The sequence below is a fragment of the Pigmentiphaga sp. YJ18 genome (assembly GCF_038066655.1).
Taxonomy (GTDB): domain Bacteria; phylum Pseudomonadota; class Gammaproteobacteria; order Burkholderiales; family Burkholderiaceae_B; genus Pigmentiphaga.
Genome location: NZ_JBBUKU010000001.1, coordinates 2,797,010 through 2,822,170 on the forward strand (window position 1 = coordinate 2,797,010; position 25,161 = coordinate 2,822,170).

Consider the following 25,161-nt stretch of genomic DNA (forward strand, 5'->3'; position numbering starts at 1 on the left):
GCGGCCCCGCCCCTGCAAGCAAGACGGAGGGAGGAAGCGAGCTATGATTTCCGCCGATGCGGCCGCCAAGATCCTGGGCGTCAGCGCCCGGAAAGTGTACGAGCTGGCCGCGCCCGCTGGGCCGATCCCGTGCGTGCGCATTGGGCGGCGGGTGTCCTTTGAAGAGTCCGATGTCCTGGAATACAAGCAATCATGTCGATCCACAGAGACAAAACTCGCGGTCAATTTATCTTTGAGTTCGACCGCACCATTGAGGGCCAGCGGATCCGGGCTCGTAGCCGCCTTCCGAAAGCTTGGACTCGAACCGAAGCTGACGCCTACGACAGGAAAGAGTCGGCACGCCTCTACGCCGTCGCGACCGGAATTGCGCGTGATCGCCCGACGGTAGAGCGTGCCATTGAACTGTACCTGCAGGACAAGACGCACCTGAAGACTCACAAGGAAGCCGCCCGGGTTCTGGCGTCTTTATACGGCTACTATCACGGCCGCTATTTGGACGAGCTGCCTGAAATTGCGGCAGAGATATCGAAGCAGGAAAAGGCGCCAGCCAGCATCAAATACGAAATCTCTCTCGTGCGTGCCGCTGGGCGCTGGGCCTGGAAGAAGCACGGGCTAGGGGAGCACGACCCAGGCGAACGTGTGCAGGTGCCTGTGGTGCGCAACGAGCGTCACGTGTATCCGAAGGTCCACCAGATGCTGCGCATGATGCGGCACTGCCGGAACCCGGGAGCGCGGGCCACGCAGGTGGCGGCGTTTTACACCGGCATGCGGTTGGGCGAAGTCCTGCGCTCCCAGATCGAGGATGAAGCTCTGGTGGTCTATGACACGAAGAATGGTGACATGGTGCGCCGTGTGCCGATGCATCCGAAGCTGGCCCGCTATATCGACCGCCACGTCGGGCATTGGCCGCCCGAATGCGCGAAGAGCACAGTGCAGAAGTGGGCGAGGGCGTCACGCGCCAAGGCTGGGCTCGAGCACATCCGGTTTCACGATATCCGGCACGGAACAGCCAGCGAACTGATCAACAACTCTGTGGACCTTTACACCGTGGGAACGATTCTCGGGCACAAGGACCCCCGTAGTACCAAGCGATATGCCCATCTGGAGCAGGATAGATTGGCCGAGGCTATCGGGAAAATGGGCACAAAAAAGCGCGCCTGAGTGGTGGGGGAAATATTGGCGCACTGGGTGCATTCGGTGCAGATATCGCATCCTACGCACGATTATTCCCCGCGTAGATTCTGAGTGCGAGCTGCGCACGTTCGACTCGAAATCAGGCGTACGGTAACCCCGTACCGTGGGTTCGAATCCCACCCTCTCCGCCAGTCTTGCTTGTAAATCAAGCACTTAACGCCACCCCGCCAGGTGGCGTTTTTGTTTTCAGCGTGCCTTCTTCGGCCGGTTGTGACCAAAACGTACGAGGCTGTGATCATCGCATCGCCAGCACTTGATTTCGGCCGCCACGCCCAGTCCGTTCAGGAGTTGGTATTCAAAGCCTACAAGCAATGTGAGCGCTTCTTTAATTATCTGAATTCGGCGAATGACGTGCCGCTCTACCACTTGTCGGAAGGAAAATACGAAGAGTGCAGCCGTGCCCGCCGCTCCGACTACCGCGTGATGGTGCCGATCGGGCTGACGGTCGAGTTGTTCTCGCCCTTTTCCACATACTGAAAGGAACTGACGCAAGTTGAGCCGCATGCTTGGAAGGCATGCCTTTGTTTCGTTGTCCATCGACGACCTATTTGTGCTCAAGCGTCTTCTGCCCAACCCGGTGAGTTCGTCCACTACATGGAGGTACGGCAGGCTGTGGCAGGGATGCGCCACGTTCATCTCTTTGGCGAGTTCGACCACCTAGGCGCGTACCTGAAGAAGAACCGTTTCAATCAGGCCATTGCCGAGCAGCTGAAGGGCGGCAAGGCGAACATGCTTGTCTGGGACGGCATGAGCGACATCGTCGACAGAAGCTTCGAGGGGGAGACTGGGAAAGCCGACCGCTTCGGAGGCAGGACCTCCCGGAGGAGGGGCTGAAGCTACTTGAGGCGCTCGATGCTACTCGAGTACGCGGGTGGCTTTCGGCGGAGAGCCATATCCGTGACTTTGATGGCGAAGGCCGGAGTAATCTAGCCAAGGTGCTGCCCGACCAGCACAAAACCCCCAACCAGCATCCCGCTCGTTATTCTATCTTGGCTGGGGACGGTAGTCCGCTCTTCGTTTGGCTCCAACAAAAAGACCACCAAATTGATTGGGCCAAGGTGAATAACGAGGCCAGTGCAGTCGGGTTGGCCGTCAAGGCTTCTAACGCCATCGGCATTGTTTCAGAGGTTAATGCCGACGGAACCTATCACCGGGCGCAGTCCTTCGTGGTCCATGTACCTAAAGAGCGAACGGAAGAAAACGTTCACATTTACGAGGACGCGGCCCGAATGGCTCAACCCGCACGTAGGCGGTGAATCTCAATCAGGCGAAAATATCATCCCTCCTGTGAAAATTAGGAAGCCGGGGCGAAATGATCTGCCCGTGTGGTAGCGGTGTAAAGTACAAGAGATGTCATGGCCGTTAGGAACGAGCAACCTAATAGATATTGACGGCCATTCGGTGAATGGCCGCTATTTCGCAACCTGCCTATTCTGGAGGGCTATGGAGGGAAATAGTGTAGACGTAGTGCTCATCGCTATCTCGCACGTCCCGCCAAACACCGCCGATTGCCCTCTCTAATGCGATAGTGCCGCCGATCACCGCCCGACCAATTGGCAAGAAAAACTGCCGACTCTACGCTACAGCCCAATATATCTTGAGAGCCGAAACGGCAGCTTCCGATCCCATTGCATCCGCTTTGTCCAATTTTGCCGCGACCCGAGACCTGCCATTCTTAAAAAATTACCTCGCTATTGGAGCGATCGGGCCGGAAGGGAACGGGTCGCAGTTCGTTGTTCAACCGGGAAACCGGACAATAAAATGAAGAAAACGATTCGAGATCTTAAGGTTTAAAGGCTATGGCTGCTAACACCGCCATTGAAGATAGAGTTGTTCAACTGGGCCCAGGGCTCTCCGCAATCCCGGAGCGGCTCCTTTTGGCTCATGCACGAGGGGAGGTATTGTTTATTTGCGGCGCAGGCGTATCCCAGCCTGCGGGGCTGCCGGGTTTTCGTCAGCTTGTCCTTGACGTCTACGCCACACTCGATACGTCGACGCACAGCGTCTTGATGGAATTGCCAGCTAGGGCTTGCAACCAGTGGCTGACCAATTGTGCTGGCCTGACCGATCGGCAAACTGCTGAAGTTAGGCGATTTATCCAAGGGGACTATGACGTAGTCCTCGGCATGCTCGAGCGCCGACTAGACGATCAGACTCGTGGCGATAGCCAAGTTAGGCGGACAGTCGCGACGATTCTGCGTTCAGGCGCAGCAAGCCCAGCCCCGATCCACAGGGCGCTCATAGCCCTTGCCGACCGCGGCGGAGCCAAAACCATTGTGACAACAAACTTCGATCTCCTGCTTCAAGTCGCTGCCCAACGCCTTCGGTCGCCCGTTGAAACCTATTCTCTTGGTTCGATCCCAAGGCCATCGCGGAGTTCTGAGTTCTCTGGCGTGCTCCATATCCATGGGGCACTCGACAAGAGTCCAGCGAGAACATCTGAGCTTGTTCTGTCAGACCAGGATTTTGGCGAATTCTATCTGCGTCGCCGCGTTGTTCCGGATTTTATTTACGATGCTGCACGCCTGTATCATCTGGTGCTTGTTGGTTATAGCGCTAACGATCCGCCAATGCGCTATCTCCTGAACGCGGTCGCGGCGGACGGCAACCGCTTCGACGACTTGAAAGAGCGTTTCGCCTTTTTCGGCACAACCTCGCCTGACGCGGTCGCTCTCGCGGACTGGAATGGACGCGGTATAACGCCGGTCCACTACGACTCAACAAACGGTCACACTGCGCTAAGAGCAACCCTCGAACAATGGGCGGCTTTGTCTGCGATTAATGGAAAAAAGGAAAAAATCGATGCCGAACTGCGGAGGACTGTGAAACTTTCGCGGTCTGCGGCTAAGGAATCTGACCGCGACCTCTTCGACCATTTCTTCCGGAGAAGCAACGCAAGTGAACGCGTACGTCTTTCCGCGCTGGTTTCAGACGCAAAAGCAGAGATCGGTTGGCTCGATGCAGTTGTAAAGGTTTGTGCTGAAGCCGAGCGGGGACGGAAGTTATGATCCGGCCTTGGGCTTATCTTGATTCGCAAGACCGTGACACGTTCCGAACGATAATAGCCTTTCTGGACAAACGTCTTGCTGAGCAAGGAACCGTCGACTGGGCGCTGAAGCTCGAGCCAGGCCAGCGGGTCGAGCGCACCGCGGTCGAGGAGTTATTGACCGGTCCACGTGCGCGCGATCTTGTAGAGCCATGGGCCTCCGCATGGCGGCTGATCGAAGAAAGCTGGTCAGCGCCTCATTCCGAAGCATGCGACGGAACTGCCATTTACAGCATTCAGAGGCGGCTACTTGCGGGCGATAGGTCTGGCGCGGTGGTCGCCGCCATTGTTGACGTCGTTGCACCTCGACTCAAAGTGGAGCCAATTGATGTGTGGCGTTGGAGCTACATCAAAAAGCCGCGCAAGCCGAAGACGGTTGAGCACATCCTGTCCGCTAGCCTAACGAGCGGCGAACTGATTGATCTGAATGTGCTCAAACTCGCGAAGCTTGACGACGTTGCTTTCCTGATTTCACTGGCCAATGCATTGGAAGCAGCCGTCAGTCGGGGACTCGATATTGCGCGTCGGTTGGGTTGGGACGAGTCGCAATCGTTCCTCCGTCTAGGGTTGATCAATCGAGTTTATTACACACAACCGACGGGACGGGGCGGGGAGGATGGCGAACCGGATGCTTACCATCGTGGCATTGCGCCGTCAGTGAAGTTGCTGCATGCCGTTGTGACGCGAGTTGCGGAAATTCAACTAGTCGCGGCCCAATCGTTCGTTCGACGATGGCAAGTGGACGGGTCTTCAGTCTTTGTCCGCCTTTGGTCCGCAATGTCCCGTAGCAGCGACCTCGTCACTCCTGACGTCGTCGCATCGTTTCTGAAGTCACTTGAAGATCGGTGGTTCTGGAACTTGCACTCGTTTCCAGAGATTGCCGAACTTCGCGCCGTTCGGTTCGATGAGTTTGACCGCTCGTCGCAAACTCAGATCACGACCCGTCTCCGAAAGGGGCCTCCGCGCAATCACTGGCCGAAGAAGGCCGATAGGGCGAAAATCGCAAACGCGCGACTGTACCAAGCTGCTCGCGAGTTGAGACGAATTGAGGTCGCAGGCGGTACGCTGCCGACCGGTACGAAGAACTGGCTGCATGTGCGGCAACAGCAGTTTGCCGACTTACCGAAAATGACAATCGATACGGGCTTCCCCGAGGGCGCCACTGCGGGGTGGAGCTCTCCGAAACCCGATAGCCGGTTTGATGATCTTCAAGGCGTTTCACGTCTTCAAACGCTCGAAGCTGCACTGGCAGCTAGTCGCGGTAGCTGGGACGATGATCCGGCGGAACGTGCAAATGATTGGATCAACCAGCAGGGCAGTGCCGAGAGGGTACTTGCCGATTTCGAGACGACGAACAACGGTGGCGACGACTTTCCGAAAGTCTGGAACCGCTTTGGCTGGGCTCATAGGCCACGCCCACAGGACGGCCAGGACGCGAAGGATACGAACCGAATCGGAGAGGCTGGAAGGGTGCTCGGCCTGTTGAACCAACTATCCGACGTAACGCTTTCAAGTGCGATTGAGGGTATTTGTGCTTGGCTGGATGCCTGGGAAAAGCACGCCGTTAAGCTGCCGCTTGCCTTGCCGATCTGGCTTCGTCTTTGGCCTATCGCCGTAGAAGCGACCAACCGTACGCCTGAAGAGAACAGCGATGAAGAATTGACGGTTGTTGTTGACGCAAAAGATAATGAAAATGATCGGCACGGAAGCGCGGCGCTAAATGCCCCTGCTGGCAAGCTTACAGGCTTTTTCTTTGCCGCTTGGCGAACACACGTAGGTCCGCAGAAACCATTTCATGACGGGAGTGGGTTGCGCCAGATGCGGGACACCTCGATCGCGACCGATGGTCGGAGCGGATTGCTCGTGCGATACCGTTTAATCGAGTATCTGCCTGATTTTCTTTACGTTGATCCCGATTGGGCACAGGAGCATCTCGTCACGCCGTTGCTCAAGGATGATGATGACGCGTTGGCGCTGTGGCGAGCGGTTGCAAGACGCACGCACTTCAACAAAGTCTTGGAAATCATCGGCTCGGCGATGACCGAACGCGCCAACGATCGCAGACTGGGCCGGGAAACGCGCCGCCGGCTCGTTTTCAGTCTCGTGATTGAATCACTTCATGCTTTTCGCGAAGGCCGCCAGCCTGCGGTCCCCAACCGGCGTATTGAGCAAATGCTACGAACGCTCGACGATGAAGTGCGCGCATCAGCGGCGAATGTTATCCAAATGTTTGTCCGAGACCTTTCAAAGGAGCCGCCGCCCGATGAGTTCGGCAGCACGCGAGATGACCTTTTCCGAGCTGCCGCCGCGCCGTTTCTTCGTAAGGTGTGGCCACAGGAACGGTCGCTGGCGACGCCTGGGGTCGGCGGAGCGCTCGCTGATCTTCCTGCGACCTCCGGCGAGGCATTCGCCGAAGCTGTGGACACGATCGCGCGCTTTCTCGTTCCGTTCGAGTGCTGGTCGATGCTTAACTACGGCCTTTATGGCGATGAAGGCGGAGCAAAGAAGCTCGCGATCATCAATGACGAGACGAAGGCTCAGGCTCTTCTGAAGCTACTTGATCTGACGGTGGGCACGTCGGAGGGGGCTGTCATTCCTCACGATCTTACCGATGCGTTGGATCAGATTTTGAAGGTTGATCCTGCACTTTCTACAAGCGCAATCTTCCGTCGCCTGGCGACTGCGGCTAGGCGCTAGTAGAACGCTGGCAGATTGGAACTCGATGTCTGCTACGGGCAGCCCTGAATTGCGTGGGGCGGGCGCTTTGCGGTTGAAGTGCAGCGACTACCTGAATGGCCGCTTTCACAGCTCCGCACCCAGAACCGGACAGGCAGAAATTGATCCGATTTGTGCCGTTTGCTTCCAGCGAGGGCCATGGAGGGGAATGGAGTAGACACAGTTCTGCGTTTCGTCGTTCTCGGCCCGCCAGCCATTGCAAGAACCCCTTGATTTCATCGATCAAGGGGTTTTTTGTTGCCACGATCAAAATAATCACGGCATCACGCGACCCGCTATCAACCAAACCGATAGCGCCCCTGATCATCACGCACAATCGCGCGTTGGGTGGTGATATCTTCCAGCACCCGGACAAGCTCCCGCCCATCGCGCGTCCCGACCGCCGCCATGAGCTCCGCGAAAAACTTGGGCCCGCTCTCCAGCGCGGCCTCCAGGGAAGCAGGGCTTGAAGCGTCGAGCCTTGGGGGATGCGGAACCTCATGCTCGATGGGACGCCTGGCCCCAGGCGCTAGCCATGGCAGCGTCAAGTCGAATCCCGCCTTGTCGGTCGTTCGCGAACCGTCCAACGAAGGATCCAAGGGAACCGTCCTCAAGCCGCTTTGGACGACCAGGTCCCTGCTCGCCTGAAAACGCGTCGCCAGCGCCCACTCCATCTGGGCGTCGGAATAGATATCGATGTCCGGGTCGACGACGAACACATGTTTGACGTTGCCCAGGCAGCCGAATGCGGCCGCGATGGCATTGCGCGCTTCGCCCGGCACGCGTTGCTGCAAAGCGATACGGACGTTGAACGATCCTCCCGCCGCGGGGGGCGCGTAGACCGCCCGCACTTCGCGCACGGCGGACTCGAGCGCTTTCCAGACCAGGACCTCCGTGCGCAGGGAGCAAAGCTGCGCCGTATCCGTGCAGTGCATGCTCGGCCCGCCGATGGAGGAGGTTTGGAAGATGGCGTCCCGGCGGTGGGTGATCGCGGTCAAGTGGAAGAGCGGATTGCGTTTTACCGCGCCGTAGTAACCAAGAAACTCGCCGAAGGGACCTTCGGGTTCCACATGGCCGCGCTCGTCGAAATAGCCTTCTAGGATGAACTGGGCATCGGCGGGCACCATCAGATCGTTGGTCACGCACTTGACGACGCCCAAAGGCTGGGCCCGCAAGGCCGCGATAAGCGCCAGCTCGTCGCCGGGAAAGCGGAGCGTGGCGGCGAGTTGATCGATGGGATGGCTGCCGATGGCGAACGCCACCGGTGTGCGCTCGCCTCGTTCCGCGCGCGCCATGTAGATGGCGCGCAAATCGGAAGGCGCGACCAGATCCACGCCGGCCGACCGGCGGCCGCGCAGCATGAGGCGGCGCATGCCCACGTTCGTATGCCCCGCGAAGGGATCGTGGACGAAGTCGATCGACGCCGATATGTACGGCGCGCCGTCGAACTCGTGCTGCAGATGCACCGGCAGGGCGGTCAAGTCGCATTCGTCGCCGGTCAGCACGACCGCCTGGACCGGCGCATGCGCGCGCGGTACTTCCACCAGTTCGCCTGGCTTGCGCAGCCGCGCGAGCACCTCGGACAGCACCTTGTCCGCCGTGGTCCCGAAGGCGGCGGCCAGGCGGGCCCGGCTGCCCGCGACGTTGCCGCACAAGGCGAAGCGGCTCCCTTCGATGTTTTCGAAACATACCGCGCGCGGATTGCCCTCCAGGCCGGCGGCGACATCGGCAAGCGCGACGGGCGCGGCATGCCGTTCCAGGCCATCGTCGGACAACGACGCAAGAAAGGTACGCAGGCCGAATCGCTGTAGATCGGGACGGCTCTCTGACCGGGAAAGGGATGCGTTCATGTTTCTCCTCCTTGTCGCGATGGAATATTTGTAAACTTTGTTTATATAAAATATGCTTATATTAATCTCGGCAACAGAGAAAGGCCAAGACCATCCGCAGATGGCGGCGTAACCGCGACGCGCATGAAGCGCCCGCCTTGCACTAGGAGGAGACGATATGAAGACACGCTTTGGAACAAGAGCCAGGACCTGGCTGGCCCTGGCTGCCATGGCGCTGGCGCCGGCTGCCGCGTCCGCCCAGGACCAGGCCGGCCGGTACCCTGACCGCATGATCAAGCTCATCGTGCCCTATACACCCGGCGGCCTGGTGGACACGTTCACCCGTGCCCTGGCCGACGACATGGCCAGCCGGCTGGGGCAACCCGTGGTTGTGGAGAACCGCCCGGGCGCCAACCAGGCCATCGGGGCCAATGCCGCCGCCCGCGCCGCGCCCGACGGCTACACCTTATTCGTCAGCTCGCAAACCGGCATGATCCTGAACCCGCTGACGACCAAGGGTCTGCTCGTCGATCCGGCGAAGGATTTCACGCCTGTCGCCACGATGTTCTCCACGCCGTTCTATCTCGTGGTCAACAGTTCCCTGCCGGTGAAATCCGTCCAGGAACTGGTCGCGCTGGCGAAATCCAAACCCGGCAAACTCACCTACGGTTCTTTGGGCCGCGGCGGCACCCACCATCTGGCGGGCGAAATGCTTACGCGCCGCACCGGCACGAATATCCTGCACGTGCCGTACAAGGGCAGCGCCCCGGCCATGAACGACTTGTTGGGCGGTCAGATCGACATGATGTTCGAAGGCGGAACCTCGACGCTTCCCTACGTCCAGGCCGGCCGGCTGCGGGCCCTGGCCTCCACCGGCAAAACGCGGAGCGAAGCCATGCCCGATCTGCCGGCGCTGAACGAAATCATCCCCGGGTTCTCGATGACGGTCTGGATCGGCCTGGTCGCGCCGAGCGGCATACCCCAGCCGATCGCGGACAAGCTGAACGCCGCCGTGCAGGCCATGCTGAAACTGCCTTCCACGCACGAGAAATTCGCGCCTGTCGGTATAGAAATGATGCCCGGCTCGCAAGCGGATTTCGCCAGGTTGATCCAATCGGATATTCCGACCTGGGCCAAGATCGTTCAGGACGCGGGAATAGAACCGCAGTAGATTTCCCTTCTGACACGCCATCCGACCGCCGCATCGGGGCCTGCTTCCGGTTCCGATGCGGTAAAGTCCATCGACACTTCGGATGGAGCGTTTGATGAACCCGAGCATGCCCCTTTACGCGTCCGCCTGCGCCGCCTTGCTTGCCTGCGCAAGCATGCTGGCTGTTTCGACGGCGCAAGCCTGCACCCGCTTTGTCTATCTCGGCGCCGGCGGCCAAGTCGTCACGGCGCGCTCGATGGACTGGAAGGTCGACGTCGGCACCAACTTATGGGTGTTTCCGCGCGGCATGAAGCGATCCGGCGAAGCCGGCCCGAACTCCGCCCAATGGACCTCGAAATACGGAAGCGTCATCGCCTCGGGCTATGACATCTCGACAACGGACGGGATGAACGAAGCAGGGCTGGTGGCCAACGTCCTGTGGCTGGTCGAATCCTCCTACCCGGCCTACGACGGCAAGACGCCCGGCCTGACGCTTGCGGCCTGGGCGCAATACGCGCTCGACAACTTCGCCACCGTCCAGGAGGCGGTCGACACTTTGGCGAAAGAGCCCTTCACCGTCGTTACCGACAACGTTCCCGGCGAAGCCCGTCTGGCGACCCTGCACCTCTCGCTCTCGGATGCCGGCGGCGACAGCGCCATCATCGAGTACATCGACGGCAAGCAAGTCATCCACCACAGCCGCGACTACCAGGTCATGACCAACTCGCCGACCTTCGACAAACAGCTGGCGATGGAGGAATACTGGAAGCAGATCGGCGGGACGGTCATGCTGCCCGGCACGAACCGGGCATCCGACCGGTTTGCCCGGGCGGCTTTCTACGTCAACGCGATTCCCAAGACGGAAGATCCGCGGGAAACGATCGCCAGCGTCTTCAGCGTCATCCGCAACGTCTCGGTGCCCCTGGGTATCACCACGCCGGACCAGCCCAATATTTCCTCGACCCGCTGGCGCACCGTCGCCGACCACAAGCACAAGCGCTACTTCTTCGAATCGGCGCTGACGCCCAACGTCTTCTGGGTCGACCTGACGAAGCTGGATTTCTCGCGCGAAACCGGAAAAGTGATGAAACTCGACCTTGGCCCGAATCAGGCGAACATCTATTCGGGTATGGCCAACGGCGGGTTCAAGCAGGCGGCGCCTTTCAAATTCCTTGGGATCTGAATCGAGGCTCAAACTCTGCCCATAACAAACAAGCCCTCGGAAAGAGGGCTTGTTGTTTTGAAACTACGCCGGGAGCAACCGGCGTATTCCGCAAATTACAGCGGCGTGATCTTGGTCGCCTGGGGACCTTTGGGGCCCTGGCCAGAGACGAAGCTGACGCGCTGGTTTTCCTGCAGCGACTTGTAGCCGTTGCCCTGGATTTCGGAGAAATGCGCGAACAGGTCCTTGCCGCCGTTGTCCGGCATGATGAAGCCGAAGCCCTTTTCAGCGTTGAACCACTTGACGATACCGGTTTCCATAATTGTTTCCTTGATGGAGAGATGGGCTCATGCCCGGGACGAGACGATCAAGGAGGGACTAGAACAATTTATGGCGCATCATCGGACCGCACACAACCGCAGAAATCGCAACACTTGAAGATCTTTCGCCACTATCGGTCCTGAGGCTCCCGCCGTCAAGGCGTATCGTGTGTAACGAAACGCGGATCGCCATGGAGCCAAGCGGGCAATGGATGTGCAATCATCCTTCCGAAACCGCCACTCCCCGCCGCCCCCATGCTCCAGCCCCAGGCCCTTCGCTACTTCGCCGAAGTCGTCCGCACCGGCTCCTTGCGCCGGGCGTCCGAACTCTTCTTCGTCGCCCCCAGCGCCATCAGCCGCCAGATCGTGAACCTGGAGCAGGAACTGGGCGCGCCGCTGTTCGAGCGTTCGCCGCGCGGCATGCTGCCTACCGAGGCGGGGCGGATGCTGTTCGAGTTCGTCCGCGACAGCGACCATCGCATCGAGCGCATCCGCTCGGATCTGCACGACCTGACCGACCTGCGGCGCGGTACGGTCCGGCTGGCGGTGATCGAGGCCGTGACCGGGGATTTCCTGCCGGCGCTGATGACGCGTTTCAGCGCTTCCTACCCGGGCATCGATTTCCACGTGGAGGTATGCGGCACGCACCAGATCGCCGACCGGGTGGTCGAGGAGTCGGCCGAGATCGGGCTGGCGTTCGACGTGCTGAGCCGCGAGGACCTGGTGCTGCAAGGCCGGCTGGCGCAGCCGTTGCAGGTGATCTGCCGTCCGTCGCATCCGCTGGCGCGCCGCAAGTCGCTGCGCATGGCGGATCTTGCCGGCGAGCGGATGGTGTTGCCCGACGAGACCTTCGGCACCCGCTATCTGATCGATCACGCCGCCGCGCGGGCCGGCGTCGCGCTGTCGGTTCATTGCGTGGCCAATTCGCTGCAATTGCTCAAGACGCTGGTGGCGGGGTCGGATGTGATCTCGTGCATGCCGCCGCTGACGTTCGCGAATGAAGAAGCGGCCGGGCTGCTGGCCGGGGTGCCGGTTTCGGACAAGTCGTGCCGGCAGGCCAGCCTGGACATCATTACGGCGCGCCATCACAAGCTCTCGGCCGCGGCCCGGGCTTTTCTCGAGCCCCTGCTGGGGATGTGCAAGGGGCGGTGATCTCACCCCGAGTGTTCTGTTTTTCAGAATGCTGCCATCACTTTTTCCCGCTTCCGTGTGACAGTCCCGCCGCGTTTAATGAAAGCACTTTCATGGAACGCCTGGAGCCTGCCGCATGACCCTAGAGAAAATCCTGTCTCCCTATGACGGCAGCGTGGTGGGCGAAATGCCGGTTGACGGCCCCGCCGACGTGGAGCAGGCCATAGGCCGGGCGCAGCGCGCCTTCGAGATCATGCGCAAGCTGCCGCGTTTCGCGCGCGCCGACATCCTGGCGCGGGCGGCGGAACTGCTGAAGGCGCGCCGGGACGAGTTCGTGCGCACCATCGCGGCCGAGGCGGGCAAGCCGCTGTTCGATGCGCGCGGCGAGGTGTCGCGGGCGATCTTCAACCTGACCAACGCGGCGGCGGAGGCCCGGCTCCAGCATGGCGACGAGGTGCCGCTGGACGCGGACGCCGGGGTGTTCGAGTACCAGACCACGGACGCCGATGGCCGTCCGGCTTCGCTGGCGGACCTGGACCACGCGGCGCTGGCGTCGATGCGCCGCCGCGTGGGGATCGCGCGCCGCTTTCCGATCGGGACGATCCTGGCCATCGCGCCCTTCAATTTCCCGCTGAATCTGGTGATGCACAAGGTCGCCCCGGCGATCGCGGTGGGCAACAGCGTGGTGCTCAAGCCGGCGCCCCAGACACCGCTGACCGCGCTGCTGCTGCAAAAGCTGCTGGCCGACGCGGGGCTGCCCGCAGGCGCGCTGGAGGTCGTCCATTGCCCGGTGGACCTGGCCGAGGCCATGGTGCGCGACGAGCGCTTCGCGATGGTGACCTTCACTGGCAGCGCCAAGGTAGGCTGGCACATCAAGGCCATCGCCGGCCGCAAGAAGGTGGCGCTGGAACTGGGCGGCAACGGCGCGGTGATCGTGGCCGAGGATGCGGACCTGGACCTGGCCGCCGCGCGCTGCGTGCGGGGCGGGGTGGTGTACGGCGGCCAGTACTGCATAGGGGTGCAGCGCATCCTGGTGCAGGAGTCGGTGGCCGATGCCTTCATCGAGAAGCTGGTCGCGAAGGTCGAGGCCTGCCGCGTGGGCAATCCGATGGAAGAGGGCGTCGACGTCGGCCCGGTGATCGACGAGAACTCGGCCCGGCGCATCCAGTCGTGGGTGGACGAGGCCTTGGCGCAGGGCGCGCGCGTGCTGGCGGGCGGTTCGCGCGAACGCGCGGTGGTCATGCCGACGGTACTGACCGACACGCGGCCCGGTATGAAGGTGGAGGACGAGGAGATCTTCGGGCCTGTCGTCACCGTGAATCGCTACCAGGATTTCGACCAGGCCGTGCGGCGTGCCGCCGATTCGAAGTACGGACTGCAGGGCGGCATCTTCACGCAGGACCTACGCCGCGCGTTCCGCGCGATCGAGGACTGGGAGGTCGGCGGCCTGATGATCAACGACGTGCCCATCTACCGTATCGACAACATGCCCTTCGGCGGGTGGAAGGAGTCCGGCACCGGCCGCGAAGGCACGCGCTACGCCATGGACGAGATGTCCGAGATCCGCCTGATGGTCATCAACTACGCCTGATTTTCCCTTGCCGCACAGACGCCAGGAGCCTGTCCATGAAACGCTTGACCGTATTCTTCGGGATCGCTGCCTTTGCCTTGCTGTCGGGCGCCGCCCGCGCCGACACCTATCCCGCCAAGCCCATCAAGATGCTGGTGCCGTTTCCCGCGGGTGGCACGGTGGATTTCTTCGCCCGCACGGTGGGCCCGCGGCTGGCCGAGGCGCTGGGCCAGCCGGTGTTGATCGAGAACCGCGCGGGCGCGGGCGGCAACATCGCGGCCGAGGCGGTGGCCAAGTCGCCGGCCGACGGCTACACGCTGCTGATGGGGTCCGAGATCGTCTCGATCAACATCACGCTGTACGAGAAGCTGGGCTACGACCCGGTGAAGGACCTGGAGCCGGTGGTGCTGGTCGGCACCGTGCCCAACATCCTCTTGGTCAGCCCCTCGCTGCCGGTCAAGACCACGCAGGAACTGATCGCGTATGCCAGGTCGGGCAAGAAGATGTCGTATGCGTCCACGGGCCTGGGCACCTCCAGCCAGTTGTCGTCCGAGCTGTTCAAGTCGGTGGCCGGCATCGACGTGCTGCACGTGCCGTACAAGGGCGGGGCGCCGGCCATCGTGGATCTGGCCGGCGGCCAGGTCGAGATGATGTTCGTGAACATGCCCACCGGGCTGCCCATGGTCAAGGGCGGCAAGGTGCGCATCCTGGCGGTCACCAGCGCGCAGCGCGCGCCGCAGGTGCCGGACGTGCCCACCATCGCCGAGACCCTGCCGGGCTTCGAGACCGCGGCGTGGTCCGCCATCTACGCGCCCGCCGGCACGCCCCGGGCGGTGATCGACAAGCTGAACGCGGCCATGGTGAAGATCCTGCAGATGCCCGACGTGAAGGCGGCGCTGGCCGAGCAGGGCGCCGTGCCGGCCGGCGGCACGCCGCAGGCCCTGGGCGAGTTCACGAAGTCGGAGATCGTCAAATGGGCAAAGATCATCAAGGCGTCCGGCGCCAAGATATAGTCCGTCGATCCATCCCCGCCACGAGGCTCCGCATGTCCCAACCTTCTCTTCGCATCGCCGTCGGCGACTACGACCGCACTCGCGCCCTGGTCGACGGCAGTGTCGGCGTCCAGGGCTTCGAGACCCGGTTCGCGACCGGCGACCTCGAGGCCATCTTCTCGCAGGCTTTCCAGACCGCCGAGTACGAGGTCACCGAGCTGTCGTTCAGCAATTTCCTGATCGCCAGCGTACGCGGCGGCTGCCCTTATGTGGCCTTGCCCATTTTCCCGTCGCGCTCGTTTCGCCACTCGGCCATCTACGTGCGGGCCGGCAGCGGCATCGCCACGCCGGCCGACCTGGCCGGCAAGCGCATCGGTCTGCGCGAGTATTCCAACACGGTGGCGCTGGTCGCGCGCGGCATGCTGTCGGACGAGTACGGTTTCGATCCGGGCCGTTGCGAATGGTTTGCCGGCGACGTGGACCACGTGGAGCGGGACACGATCGATCCGCGCAACTGGCCCGAGGGAGTGAAGATCCAGGCCGTGCAGGGCCGCACGCTGTCGTCGATGATGGAGGCCGGCCAGCTCGATGCGCTGATCGCCTATACGCCGCCGGTGGCCTTCGGCCGCGCGGGCGCGGGCCGGCTGTTTCCCGACTGGCGCGACGTGGAAAAGGACTACTACGCGCGCACGCGGCGCTTTCCCATCATGCACGTGATCGCGCTGCGGCGCGACGTGGCCGAGGCGAACCCCGGCCTGCCCAAGGCCCTGCTGGCCGCGTTCAACCAGGCCAAGCAGGTGGCGCAGGACCGCCTGGCCATCCACCAGGCGCTGCCCATCATGCTGCCGTGGATGCAGGCCGAGGCCGAGAGCACGCAGGCGCTGATGGGGCAGGACTTCTGGCCCTACGGCTTCGAGGCCAATCGCGACATGATCGAGACGCAGATCCGCTGGTCGCACGAGCAGGGGCTCATCCCGCGCCGGCCGGACATGGGCGAGCTCTTCCTGGGGGAATGAGCCGGCGGCCGGCCTTCGAGAACGCCGCGAGGGTTCGTACTAGAATGGACTGACGTCCTCTTGACGAACGGCTGACGGCGATGGCCTTGAATCGTTCGACCTCGGAAGCGCCGGCAAGCCCCGGCCGGCGGATCGCCGACTATGGCTTGATCGGCAACATGATCTCGGCCGCGCTGGTGGGCCGCGACGGCTCCATCGACTGGCTCTGCCTGCCGCGATTCGATTCGCCGGCATGTTTCGCATCGCTTCTGGGAACCTCGGAAAACGGCCGCTGGCGCATCGCGCCGGTGGGAGCGCCGGTGTGCAGCCGCCGGCGCTATCTTCCCGGAACGGCGGTCATCGAGACGACGTTCGAGACCGCAGACGGCGCCGTGGAACTGATCGACTTCATGCCGCTGGCCGACGACGAGGAGCGCAGCGACATCGTCCGCATCGTGCGCGGCAAGCGTGGGCGCGTGTCCGTGGAAATGGAGCTGGTCCTGCGCTTCAACTACGGGCTGGTGGTGCCCTGGGTCCGGCGGCGCGACTACGGCCTGAGCGCGGTGGCCGGCCCCGATGCGGTCGAGCTGCATACGCAGGCGCCGCTGGAAGGGCGGAACATGAAGACCGTTTCGCGCTTCGAGGTCGAGGAAGGGCAGAGCGTGCCGTTCACGCTGTCCTACCACCGGTCGCACCAGACGCCGCATTTCGTGCCCGACCGCGAAGAGGCGTTGAAATACACCGTGAGCTGGTGGCAGGAATGGTCGAAGCGCTGCGCCTTCGATCCAGCCCGCGAAGGTTGGCGGGACGCCGTGGTGCGTTCCCTCATCACGCTCAAGCTGCTGACATTCCGGCCTACAGGCGGGATCATCGCGGCACCGACCACGTCGCTGCCCGAGACTCCCGGCGGTGGCAGGAACTGGGACTATCGCTACTGCTGGCTGCGCGACTCCGCGCTCACGCTCTATGCCCTGCTGAATGCGGGTTATCGCGAGGAGGCCGAAGCGTGGCGGCGCTGGCTGCTGCGCAGCATCGCCGGGCAGCCGAATCAGTTGCGGATCATGTACGGGCTGGCGGGCGAACGGTGGCTACCGGAGCATGAGATTCCCTGGCTGGCCGGATATGGCGGCAGCCGGCCCGTGCGCATCGGCAACGGCGCGGCCGAGCAGGTGCAGCTCGACATCTTTGGCGAAGTGCTGGACACGCTGCATACGGCGCGGGAGGGCGTCCTTGCCGCGGCACCCGATGCCTGGCAGTTGCAGAAGGTCATGCTCGAGCACCTGGTCGACATCTGGCGCAAGCCGGACCAGGGCATCTGGGAAATGCGGGGACCGGCGCGGCATTTCACGCATTCGAAACTCATGTGCTGGGTGTCGTTCGACCGCGCCGTCAAGGCCGTGGAACGATACGGGCTGGACGGCCCCGTCGATCGATGGCGCCAGGAGCGCGACGCCATCCATGCCGAGATCTGCGCCAAGGGTTTCGATCCGCGGATCGGCAGCTTCGTCCAGTCCTACGGTTCGACGGCGCTCGATGCGAGCCTGCTGCTGTTTTCCCAGGTCGGCTTTCTTCCCGATGATCATCCCCATATCCTGGGGACCGTGGAAGCGGTCGAACGGGATCTGCTGCAGGACGGATTCGTGCTCCGCTATCGCCCCGCGCGCACCGTCGATCCCTGCAAGCAGCCCGAGGGTACCTTCCTGGCCTGTTCGTTCTGGCTGGCCGACGCCTACGTCATGTCCAAACGCATGGACAAGGCCCAGGCGCTGTTCGAGCGGCTGCTGTCGGTGCGCAACGACCTCGGCCTGCTGGCGGAGGAATACGACCCGGCGTCGGGGGTGTTGCTCGGTAATTTCCCTCAGGCTTTTTCGCACGTGGGCCTGGTCAATACCGCTTTCAACCTGGTGCGGGCCGCCGGGCCGGCGCGCCAGAGAGCCGCGCGTACCGGGCCGGGTTTTTCCTCGCCAGGCCCCCATTCCTCCGCGCACCACTATTAGTCTCCCGCATACAGGGAATGACCGCCTTCTATTGGACGCGGGCCGATAGGAGCGCCTATCTTTCGTCTCCAAGAGGCGGCGCATGCCGCCCCCACAAGCATCCACCGAAGTGGAGCAGGAGACGACATGAGCCGGAACCAGCGGCCAATACGCAGCGGCATGGGCCGCAGCACCCCCGAACGCATTTTCGTCCAGGGCCTGGACCTGGCCCGGGACATCATCGGTACCCTCAACTTCGGCGACATGGCGTATCTGGAACTGACCGGACGCCTGCCCGACGCGCGGCAGTCCCGGGTATTCAACGCCATCCTCGTCACCCTGGTCGAACACGGCATGACGCCCATGGCCATCGTCGCGCGGCTGACCTACCTGGGGGCTCCGGAGTCCTTGCAGGCCGCGGTGGCCGCGGGGCTGTGCGGGATGGGAACCACGTTCGCGGGTACGGCGGAAGGCGCGGCGCGGATGCTGGAGTCCGCCTGGGCCGCCACGCCGGAGGGTTCGCCGCGGGAGTTGGCGCGCGAAGTGGTCGCGGATTTCCGCAACCGCAAGCAGTCCGTTCCGGGTATCGGCCACAACCTGCACAAGCCCGTTGATCCGCGCACAAGCCGTCTGTTCCAGGTCGCGGCCGAAGAGGGCCATGCCGGCCGCTATGTCGATTTGATGCGCGCCATCGGCCAGGAAGCCGAAGCGGCGTATGGCAAGAGCCTGCCCGTCAATGCCACCGGCGCCATCGGCGCGCTGTGCTGCGAGCTTGGGATCTCCTGGCGCGCGGCGCGCGGGATCGCGGTCATGGGCCGGGCAGTGGGGCTGGTCGGCCATCTGGTCGAGGAGCAGGCGAATCCGGTCGCCGCCGAGATCTGGCTGCGCACCGAGGAAGAAGCTGGCGAACATGACACGCCGCCCGCGGGCGGACGACAAGGAGGGTGACATGCGGCGACTATCGATGCAATGGCTGGCGGTTGCGGTGGCGGGCCTGGCCGGGTGGGGGCCGGCCACCGCGCATGCGGAGTGGCCCGACAAGCCCATCCGCTTCATCGTGCCTTATCCGGCGGGAGGCGGCACCGACATCGTGGCGCGCGCCGTCGGCAAGAAGATGGCGGAGAACCTGGGCCAGCCCGTCATCATCGAGAACCGGCCCGGGGCCAGCACCATCATCGGGACCGAGGCGGTGGCCCGGGCCGAGGGGGACGGCTACACGATCGGCCTGGTGACGGATTCCCACGCGTTGAACCCGATCTTCTTCGGGCAGAAGCTGTCCTACGACTCGGTCAAGGATTTCGCGCCGGTCAGCCAACTGGTCTTCGTGCCTTTCATCCTGGTGGCCAATCCCAAGGCGCAGGTGTCCACCGTGCAGGAGCTGATCGCCGCCGCCAAGGCCCGGCCCGGGAAGATCACCTATGCCTCCATCGGCAACGGTACGCCGCACTATCTGGCCATGGAGTGGGTGAAGGCGCTGGCCGACATCGATCTGACCCATGTTCCCTACAAGGGGGTCGCTCCGGCCTTGGCCGATGTGGTGGGCGGACAGGTGGACGTGATGTTCACCGGCATGTCCTCGGGCGTGCCGCACATGCGTTCGGGCCGGCTCAAGGGGCTGGCCGTCTCGGGCAAGGAGCGGTCGGCGATCGCGCCGGAGATCCCCACCGTGGCCGAGTCCGGCCTGAAGGAGTTCTCCTTCATGACCTGGTACGGGGTGGTGGCGCCGGCGTCCACGCCGCCGGGGATCGTGGGGCGCTTGAGCAAAGAGATCCGCAAGGCGCTGGAGAGCCCCGAGGTCAAGGAACAGTTCGTGAAGCTGGGCGTGGAAGGGGCGCCATCCACGCCGGAGGAGTTCGGTGCCTTCCTGCAAAGGGAATCGGCGCACTACCAGCACATCATCAAGTTGACCGGCGCAAAGGGCGAATAGTGGAATTGACTCAGGAACAACGGCTGATCCGGGACACGGTCCATGCGCTGGCAAGCGAACGGTTCGCGCCGGGCGCGGCGGCGGCCGACCGGCAGTATCGGCCTCCGCTCGACAACCTGAAGGTGCTGGCCGGCCACGGCTATACCGGCATCTTTCTGCCCGAATGCTATGGCGGGACGGGGCTGGGGCTGCTGGAGACGGTGCTGGTGGTGGAGCAACTGGCGCGTTCCTGCGCCAACACGGCCATGCTGTATTCCTGCACCGACGGCGCGACGCCGCGAGCCATCCTGCACATCGGATCCGAACCGCTCAGGCAGCGCTATCTGCCTGCCTTCGCCCAGGCGCAGCGGTATGCGGCCTGGAGCATGTCGGAGGCGAATGCGGGCTCCGACGTCGGCAATGTCCAGACCCGCGCCGTCAGCGACGGCCAGCATTACGTGATCAACGGCAGCAAGCTCTGGTGCACCGCCGCCCAGGTGGCCGACGTGTTCCTGGTCCTGGTTCGGCTGACCGACGAGCCCGGCATGAAGGGCGTGGGGGCGGTGCTGGTCGAGCGCGGCACACCCGGGTTTTCGGTGGGCAAGCATCTGGATCTGCTGGGCTTGCGCGGGACGGGCATGGCCGAACTGGTCTTCCAGGACTGCCGCGTGCCGGCCGAGAACCTGCTCCTGCCGGCGGGACGGATGAAGGACCTGCTGCAGGTGCTGGACGCCGATCGCATCACCGGCAACCCTCCCATCTGCCTGGGGTTGGCCCAGGCGGCGTTGGGCCATGCCGTCCAGCATCTGAAGGACCGTGCCCAGTTCGGCCGCCCGCTTGCGGAGAACCAGGGATTGCAGTGGAAGCTGGCCGACATGGCGATGGACATCGAGGCGGCGCGCGCGCTGGTGTACGGGGCCGCGCAGGCCATTGACCAGGGGCGGCAGTCGGTGGCGCAGGTTTCCATCGCCAAGACCTATGCCAACGAGATGGCGGTGCGCGTGACCAACCAGGCCATGCAGCTTGCCGGCGCATACGGGCTGTCGGAGGAATATCCCTTCGAGCGCTACTTCCGCGACGCGCGCGGCATGTCCATTGGCTACGGAACGACCGAGATCCATAGAAATTCCATCGCGCGGGAGCTGCTCAAGGGCAGCTACCTCGTCTGACGCCTGACGCGCAGGAGGACCATGATGTCAGAAGCAAAGACCACCATCGACGCCGGCGACGGGCGCGGTTTCGCCGCCTATGTCAGTCGGCCGGAGAAACCGAACGGCCACGCCGTGATCGTCCTGCAGGAGATATTCGGCGTGACCGATGCGATACGCGGCGTGGCCGATCGCTATGCGGCCGAAGGCTATCTCGCGCTGGCGCCCGACCTTTATTGGCGCATCGAGCCCGGCATCGAGCTGAGCCATGCCAAGGCCGACATCGAGCGCGCGTTCCAGTATCTGGAGCGGTTCGACGAAGAGGCGGGCCTGGCCGACATCGGCAGGGTTGCCGCGCACATTCGTGCGATGCCGGGCTTCCGGGGCCGCGTGGCGGTGGTGGGCCTGTGCCTGGGAGGAAAGCTGGCATTCCGCTGCGCTGCCAGGCTGGAGGTCGATGCGGCGGCCGTGTTCTATGGCGTGGGGGTGGAGGATCATCTGGACGAGGCGGCCGCCTTGCGCTGCCCGGTGGTGCTGCACTACGGCGACCAGGACCGCTACGCGTCCGCCCAGGCGCAGGCCAGGATCGAAGCTGCGCTGCCACCCACGGCGGGCGGAGGCTTTTACCGATATCCCGGGGTCGGTCACGGTTTCTACACACGGGGCGAACCGGAGGCGGCCGCGCTGGCCCACGATCGGACCACGGCGTTCCTGCGGACTGCCTTGGGGGCAGGCAATCGATGAAAGTCCTTCAAGGGATCCGGGTGCTCGACCTGGGGAATTTCATTACCGCGCCGCTGGCCGGCATGTCGCTGGCCGAACTGGGGGCGGACGTCGTGAAGATCGAGCGGCCGGGCAGCGGCGACCCGTTTCGCGCATTCAAGGGGGGGCTCTACAGTCCCCAGTTCCAGGCGCACAACAGGAACAAGCGCAGCCTGGCGCTGGACTACACCCGCCCCGAGGGGCGGGCCGTGCTGGACAAGCTGGTCGAGGATGCCGACGTGCTGCTCCTGAACATGCGTCCGGGCGTGGAGGAGCGGCTGGGCCTGGGCGCCGAGCGTCTGCGTCGGCTCAATCCCCGCCTTGTTTATTGCGCCATCACGGGCTTCGGCGCCAGCGGCCCCTATGCCGGCCGGCCAGCCTACGACAACGTGGGGCAGGCCGTCTCGGGATGGCTGTCCATGTTCCACCGCGGCGAGGACCCGCGGGTGGCCGGCCCCGCGGTGTCCGATGCCGTGACGGGCATCTACGCCTGCCTGGGGATCTTGGGCGCGCTGGTGGAGCGGGCATCGACCGGCCAGGGGCGCAAGGTCGAGGTCAACATGCTTGAGGCGATGATCGCCATGGCCTGCGAGCCGCTGGGTTCGATGCTGGCAACGGGCCAGCCGCCCAGCCTGTACGGACGGGCGGCCATGTCGCAGTCGTACATCCTGACCTGCCAGGACGGGCGCCGCATTGCCCTGCATCTTTCGTCGCCCGCCAAGTTCTGGCGCGGCCTGGTCCAGGCGATCGACCGCCCGGACCTGCTCGCGGCCTATCCTGCGCGCCACGACCGCGTGGAACGCTACGACGAGCTGGCGCGCACGCTGGCCGAGGTGTTCGCACAGCGGGAGCGGGAGTACTGGCTGCCTCGGCTCGAAGCCCATGACGTTCCGTTCACCCCGGAACGAACGTTGGGTGAACTGGACGAGGATCCGCAGGTGCGTCACCTGGGCGTCTTCTACACGCAGCAGCATCCGCGCCACGGCACGCTGCGCGCCGCGCATCGCGCGATCCGTTACGACGGCGACCACGACAGCAATTTCCTGCCTCCGCCCGACCTGGGCGAGCACACGGAAGAAGTCTTGCGGGAGGCAGGTTTTTCCGAAGCCGCCATGACCGAGCTCAGGCAGGCCCGAATCATCTAACGCGGATCTTTCCGCACGAAGGGGATGACGATGAAGTTGGCACGCTTCACGGGGGCGCTGTGCGCGCTGGGCCTGGCGGTTGCCGCCGGCCAGGCGGGCGCGGCCGGGTGGCCGGATCGGCCGGTACGCATCGTCGTCTCGTCGGGGGCGGGCGGAACCGCCGACATCGTCGCCCGCCTGCTCGCGCAAAAACTGGAGGCAGCCTTCGGCCAGCCGTTCATCGTCGAGAACAAGCCGGGGGCGGGCGGGCATGTGGGCGCGGCCCAGGTGGCCCGTTCGCCGGCGGACGGCTACGTATGGCTGATGAGCGGTAGTCCGACGCACTCGGTCGGGCCGCATCTGTACAAGAACCTTCCGTATGACCCGATGCGCGACGTGCCGCCCGCCGCCATGGTCGCCATTGCGCCGAACCTGCTGGTCGTCAATCGCGAACTGCCCGTGCGATCGGTGGCGGAACTCGTCGCGCTGGCGCGCGAGAAGCCCGATGAGCTGACCTATTCGTCGGCCGGCAACGGCACGTCGGGACACCTGGCGGGGGCCTTGTTGCAGAGCATGGCCGGAGTTCGCTTCAAGCACGTGCCGTACAAGACCGGACCGGACGCGGTGACGAGCGTCATCGCCGGCGACGTCTCCATGACCTTCTTTACCGTGCCTGCCGTGATGAAGCAGGTGCAGGCGGGCCGCCTGCGCGCGCTGGCCGTGACGTCGAGCGCACGGACGTCGCTCGCTCCCGATCTGCCCACGGTAGCCGAGGCAGGCTATCCGGGATTCGATGTGCTGGGCTGGTACGCCCTGTTCGCGCCCAAGGATACGCCCACGCAGATCGTCGACCGCTTGAGTGCGCAGGTCGAGCGCATCCTGGCCCAGGCCGACGTGCGTGAAAGACTCCAGCAGCTGGGCGCGGAACCGCACTACCTCGATGCCAAAGACCTGACCGCTTACGTCGCGGCCGAATCGCCGAAGTGGAAGGCGCTGATCGAGGCGTCGGGCGCAAGGGTGGACTGATGGACGGGAGCCGTCGGGCCGAGCGCATCGTGCGCTGGGAGGTGTTCGTCCGCAGCCTTGCCTATGGACGCGAGGTCCGCTGGAGCGACATGACCGAGGCGGTCGCGCAGTTCGTGATCCTGCGCATCGAGACCGAGTCCGGCGCGGCGGGGGCGGCCGAGGTCGTGGTCAAGCCGACGTGGGTCGGCGCCACGGCAGCCAGTCTCGTCGCCACGCTGCGCGAGGTGTTCGAGCCCTTGGTCCGGCAAACGGGATTGTCAGGTCCGCAGCCATTGCGCGGCGTACTCGATGCCATCCCGGGAAACACCGTCGCCAAGGCGTTGATCGACAACGCATGCTGGGACTGGGAAGCGTCCCGCCAGGGGCGGCCATTGTGGCGGTTGTGGCAAGGGCGGTCCGAGGTCGAACTGTCCTGGGCCGTTACCCGGCAGGCGCCCGACGCCATGGCGCGCGAGGCCGCCGCGATGGTGCAGGCCCATGGTTTCCGGACCCTGAAGATCAAGGGAGGGCAGGGGCTGCATCTGGACCGGGCCAGCCTGGCGGCGGTACGCCGGGAACTGGGCGATGCCACGCGCCTGTATGTGGATGCCAATGGCGCCTATCCGTTCGAAGAAGCCGCGGACTACGTGCGGGTCATGGCGCAGGAAGGCGTGGAGGTCGTGGAAGATCCTTCGCCCTTGTCCCCGGATGGCGCGTTCCAGGCCCTGCAGCGGGACGCGGGCCTGCCGCTGCTGGTCGATTTCGGGATGGCCTCGACGCGGGACGCCCGGCTTTTCCTGGAGCGCGGCGCTGGCATCCTGAGCGCGAAACCGGGGCGCTTCGGCCTTTCGGATGCGCAGGCGATGCGCGATCTTGCCGCCCGGGCACGGGCCGGCACGGTAGCGGGCCTCATGGGCGAGAGCGCCATGGGCACGTGGAGCGGCCTGCAGTTCGCCGCGACGCTGCCGGCGGGCTCGCTACCCGCTGAGCTGAGCTGGTTCCTGTCCATGCGGGAGCAGTACGTCGGGCACGTGCCGGCGATCGTCGACGGCGTGGTGGCCCTGCCCGAGACGCCGTCCGTTGCGGAGCTCGTGGACTGGGAAGCCATGAAAGATTTCAAGGTGCCGTCATGAGCG

The 25,161-nt window shown here is 63.9% G+C and carries 23 protein-coding genes and 1 pseudogene; 22 read left to right on the forward strand and 2 right to left on the reverse strand.

All coding sequences use genetic code 11. The features are described from left to right. Nucleotides 1–43: 43 nt before the first annotated feature. The 8 genes and pseudogenes from WKR98_RS29260 to WKR98_RS13550 form a co-directional block, all read left to right on the forward strand. Nucleotides 44–136, forward strand: a pseudogene (locus WKR98_RS29260) (hypothetical protein); the annotation flags it as partial. 56 nt (nt 137–192) lie between these two features. After that, the gene (locus WKR98_RS13520) at nt 193–1,161 is read left to right on the forward strand and encodes a tyrosine-type recombinase/integrase (protein WP_341433644.1); all 969 of its coding nucleotides are present in this window, start codon (nt 193–195) and stop codon (nt 1,159–1,161) included. 264 nt (nt 1,162–1,425) lie between these two features. Further along, nucleotides 1,426–1,671, forward strand: a complete 246-nt coding sequence (locus WKR98_RS13525) for a hypothetical protein (RefSeq protein ID WP_341433646.1) — start codon at nt 1,426–1,428, stop codon at nt 1,669–1,671. Between the two features lie 117 nt (nt 1,672–1,788). Next, nucleotides 1,789–2,028, forward strand: a complete 240-nt coding sequence (locus WKR98_RS13530; RefSeq protein ID WP_341433648.1) for a hypothetical protein — start codon at nt 1,789–1,791, stop codon at nt 2,026–2,028. 101 nt (nt 2,029–2,129) lie between these two features. Beyond that, nucleotides 2,130–2,450, forward strand: coding sequence for a hypothetical protein (locus tag WKR98_RS13535; RefSeq protein WP_341433650.1), 321 nt, complete (start codon nt 2,130–2,132; stop codon nt 2,448–2,450). A 56-nt stretch (nt 2,451–2,506) separates the two neighbouring features. After that, the gene (locus WKR98_RS13540; RefSeq protein WP_341433869.1) at nt 2,507–2,560 is read left to right on the forward strand and encodes an SEC-C metal-binding domain-containing protein; all 54 of its coding nucleotides are present in this window, start codon (nt 2,507–2,509) and stop codon (nt 2,558–2,560) included. 433 nt (nt 2,561–2,993) lie between these two features. Then, complete coding sequence (locus WKR98_RS13545) at nt 2,994–4,202, forward strand: SIR2 family protein (protein WP_341433652.1); 1,209 nt, start codon at nt 2,994–2,996, stop codon at nt 4,200–4,202. Further along, on the forward strand, nt 4,199–6,937 hold the full coding sequence (locus WKR98_RS13550; RefSeq protein WP_341433654.1) for a hypothetical protein: 2,739 nt from the start codon (nt 4,199–4,201) through the stop codon (nt 6,935–6,937). Before WKR98_RS13545 ends, WKR98_RS13550 begins: the two co-directional genes overlap by 4 nt. A gap of 317 nt (nt 6,938–7,254) precedes the next feature. Here the strand turns inward: WKR98_RS13550 and WKR98_RS13555 are convergent, their stop codons facing one another. Next, nucleotides 7,255–8,805 carry a UbiD family decarboxylase gene (locus tag WKR98_RS13555; protein ID WP_341433656.1) on the reverse strand — a complete coding sequence of 517 codons (1,551 nt, stop codon included), beginning with the start codon at nt 8,803–8,805 and terminating at the stop codon, nt 7,255–7,257. A 157-nt stretch (nt 8,806–8,962) separates the two neighbouring features. On the opposite strand from WKR98_RS13555, the gene WKR98_RS13560 reads away from it, so the two are divergent. Continuing rightward, nucleotides 8,963–9,955: a Bug family tripartite tricarboxylate transporter substrate binding protein gene (locus WKR98_RS13560; RefSeq protein ID WP_341433658.1), complete on the forward strand. Its 993-nt coding sequence runs from the start codon at nt 8,963–8,965 to the stop codon at nt 9,953–9,955. 94 nt (nt 9,956–10,049) lie between these two features. Further along, the gene (locus WKR98_RS13565) at nt 10,050–11,117 is read left to right on the forward strand and encodes a linear amide C-N hydrolase (protein ID WP_341433660.1); all 1,068 of its coding nucleotides are present in this window, start codon (nt 10,050–10,052) and stop codon (nt 11,115–11,117) included. A 95-nt stretch (nt 11,118–11,212) separates the two neighbouring features. Here the strand turns inward: WKR98_RS13565 and WKR98_RS13570 are convergent, their stop codons facing one another. Next, nucleotides 11,213–11,416, reverse strand: a complete 204-nt coding sequence (locus tag WKR98_RS13570) for a cold-shock protein (RefSeq protein ID WP_124688523.1) — start codon at nt 11,414–11,416, stop codon at nt 11,213–11,215. A 255-nt stretch (nt 11,417–11,671) separates the two neighbouring features. Here WKR98_RS13570 and WKR98_RS13575 point away from each other — a divergent pair, with 255 nt between their 5' ends. From WKR98_RS13575 to WKR98_RS13630, 12 genes are all read left to right on the forward strand, one after another. Continuing rightward, complete coding sequence (locus tag WKR98_RS13575) at nt 11,672–12,568, forward strand: LysR family transcriptional regulator (protein WP_341433662.1); 897 nt, start codon at nt 11,672–11,674, stop codon at nt 12,566–12,568. Between the two features lie 115 nt (nt 12,569–12,683). After that, nucleotides 12,684–14,138 carry an aldehyde dehydrogenase family protein gene (locus tag WKR98_RS13580; RefSeq protein WP_341433664.1) on the forward strand — a complete coding sequence of 485 codons (1,455 nt, stop codon included), beginning with the start codon at nt 12,684–12,686 and terminating at the stop codon, nt 14,136–14,138. 35 nt (nt 14,139–14,173) lie between these two features. Further along, a complete protein-coding gene (locus tag WKR98_RS13585) occupies nt 14,174–15,130 on the forward strand; it encodes a Bug family tripartite tricarboxylate transporter substrate binding protein (protein ID WP_341433666.1) in 957 nt (318 codons plus the stop codon). A 32-nt stretch (nt 15,131–15,162) separates the two neighbouring features. Beyond that, nucleotides 15,163–16,125, forward strand: a complete 963-nt coding sequence (locus WKR98_RS13590) for an ABC transporter substrate-binding protein (RefSeq protein WP_341433668.1) — start codon at nt 15,163–15,165, stop codon at nt 16,123–16,125. Between the two features lie 86 nt (nt 16,126–16,211). Next, complete coding sequence (locus tag WKR98_RS13595) at nt 16,212–18,101, forward strand: glycoside hydrolase family 15 protein (protein ID WP_341433670.1); 1,890 nt, start codon at nt 16,212–16,214, stop codon at nt 18,099–18,101. Between the two features lie 126 nt (nt 18,102–18,227). After that, nucleotides 18,228–19,028: a citryl-CoA lyase gene (locus WKR98_RS13600; RefSeq protein WP_341433672.1), complete on the forward strand. Its 801-nt coding sequence runs from the start codon at nt 18,228–18,230 to the stop codon at nt 19,026–19,028. A gap of 1 nt (nt 19,029) precedes the next feature. Beyond that, nucleotides 19,030–20,007, forward strand: a complete 978-nt coding sequence (locus WKR98_RS13605; RefSeq protein WP_341433674.1) for a Bug family tripartite tricarboxylate transporter substrate binding protein — start codon at nt 19,030–19,032, stop codon at nt 20,005–20,007. Nucleotides 20,008–20,012: 5 nt separating this feature from the next. Further along, the gene (locus WKR98_RS13610) at nt 20,013–21,155 is read left to right on the forward strand and encodes an acyl-CoA dehydrogenase family protein (RefSeq protein WP_161567741.1); all 1,143 of its coding nucleotides are present in this window, start codon (nt 20,013–20,015) and stop codon (nt 21,153–21,155) included. A gap of 21 nt (nt 21,156–21,176) precedes the next feature. Then, nucleotides 21,177–21,878, forward strand: a complete 702-nt coding sequence (locus WKR98_RS13615) for a dienelactone hydrolase family protein (RefSeq protein WP_341433676.1) — start codon at nt 21,177–21,179, stop codon at nt 21,876–21,878. Beyond that, a complete protein-coding gene (locus WKR98_RS13620) occupies nt 21,875–23,041 on the forward strand; it encodes a CaiB/BaiF CoA transferase family protein (RefSeq protein WP_341433678.1) in 1,167 nt (388 codons plus the stop codon). The genes WKR98_RS13615 and WKR98_RS13620 overlap by 4 nt, the downstream gene beginning before the upstream one ends. Nucleotides 23,042–23,071: 30 nt before the next feature. Further along, on the forward strand, nt 23,072–24,046 hold the full coding sequence (locus WKR98_RS13625) for a Bug family tripartite tricarboxylate transporter substrate binding protein (RefSeq protein WP_161567742.1): 975 nt from the start codon (nt 23,072–23,074) through the stop codon (nt 24,044–24,046). After that, the gene (locus WKR98_RS13630) at nt 24,046–25,158 is read left to right on the forward strand and encodes a mandelate racemase/muconate lactonizing enzyme family protein (protein WP_341433680.1); all 1,113 of its coding nucleotides are present in this window, start codon (nt 24,046–24,048) and stop codon (nt 25,156–25,158) included. Before WKR98_RS13625 ends, WKR98_RS13630 begins: the two co-directional genes overlap by 1 nt. Nucleotides 25,159–25,161: the final 3 nt, after the last annotated feature.

Bases quoted from the DNA above. Each gene is read 5' to 3' on its own strand.
- WKR98_RS13570 (WP_124688523.1), bottom strand. From the start codon at position 11,416: ATGGAAACCGGTATCGTCAAGTGGTTCAACGCTGAAAAGGGCTTCGGC.
- WKR98_RS13625 (WP_161567742.1), top strand. From the start codon at position 23,072: ATGAAGTTGGCACGCTTCACGGGGGCGCTGTGCGCGCTGGGCCTGGCG.
- WKR98_RS13575 (WP_341433662.1), top strand. From the start codon at position 11,672: ATGCTCCAGCCCCAGGCCCTTCGCTACTTCGCCGAAGTCGTCCGCACC.
- WKR98_RS13530 (WP_341433648.1), top strand. From the start codon at position 1,789: ATGGAGGTACGGCAGGCTGTGGCAGGGATGCGCCACGTTCATCTCTTT.
- WKR98_RS13545 (WP_341433652.1), top strand. From the start codon at position 2,994: ATGGCTGCTAACACCGCCATTGAAGATAGAGTTGTTCAACTGGGCCCA.
- WKR98_RS13620 (WP_341433678.1), top strand. From the start codon at position 21,875: ATGAAAGTCCTTCAAGGGATCCGGGTGCTCGACCTGGGGAATTTCATT.
- WKR98_RS13560 (WP_341433658.1), top strand. From the start codon at position 8,963: ATGAAGACACGCTTTGGAACAAGAGCCAGGACCTGGCTGGCCCTGGCT.
- WKR98_RS13555 (WP_341433656.1), bottom strand. From the start codon at position 8,805: ATGAACGCATCCCTTTCCCGGTCAGAGAGCCGTCCCGATCTACAGCGA.
- WKR98_RS13590 (WP_341433668.1), top strand. From the start codon at position 15,163: ATGTCCCAACCTTCTCTTCGCATCGCCGTCGGCGACTACGACCGCACT.
- WKR98_RS13580 (WP_341433664.1), top strand. From the start codon at position 12,684: ATGACCCTAGAGAAAATCCTGTCTCCCTATGACGGCAGCGTGGTGGGC.
- WKR98_RS13565 (WP_341433660.1), top strand. From the start codon at position 10,050: ATGAACCCGAGCATGCCCCTTTACGCGTCCGCCTGCGCCGCCTTGCTT.
- WKR98_RS13550 (WP_341433654.1), top strand. From the start codon at position 4,199: ATGATCCGGCCTTGGGCTTATCTTGATTCGCAAGACCGTGACACGTTC.
- WKR98_RS13630 (WP_341433680.1), top strand. From the start codon at position 24,046: ATGGACGGGAGCCGTCGGGCCGAGCGCATCGTGCGCTGGGAGGTGTTC.
- WKR98_RS13600 (WP_341433672.1), top strand. From the start codon at position 18,228: ATGAGCCGGAACCAGCGGCCAATACGCAGCGGCATGGGCCGCAGCACC.
- WKR98_RS13520 (WP_341433644.1), top strand. From the start codon at position 193: ATGTCGATCCACAGAGACAAAACTCGCGGTCAATTTATCTTTGAGTTC.
- WKR98_RS13615 (WP_341433676.1), top strand. From the start codon at position 21,177: ATGATGTCAGAAGCAAAGACCACCATCGACGCCGGCGACGGGCGCGGT.
- WKR98_RS13605 (WP_341433674.1), top strand. From the start codon at position 19,030: ATGCGGCGACTATCGATGCAATGGCTGGCGGTTGCGGTGGCGGGCCTG.
- WKR98_RS13585 (WP_341433666.1), top strand. From the start codon at position 14,174: ATGAAACGCTTGACCGTATTCTTCGGGATCGCTGCCTTTGCCTTGCTG.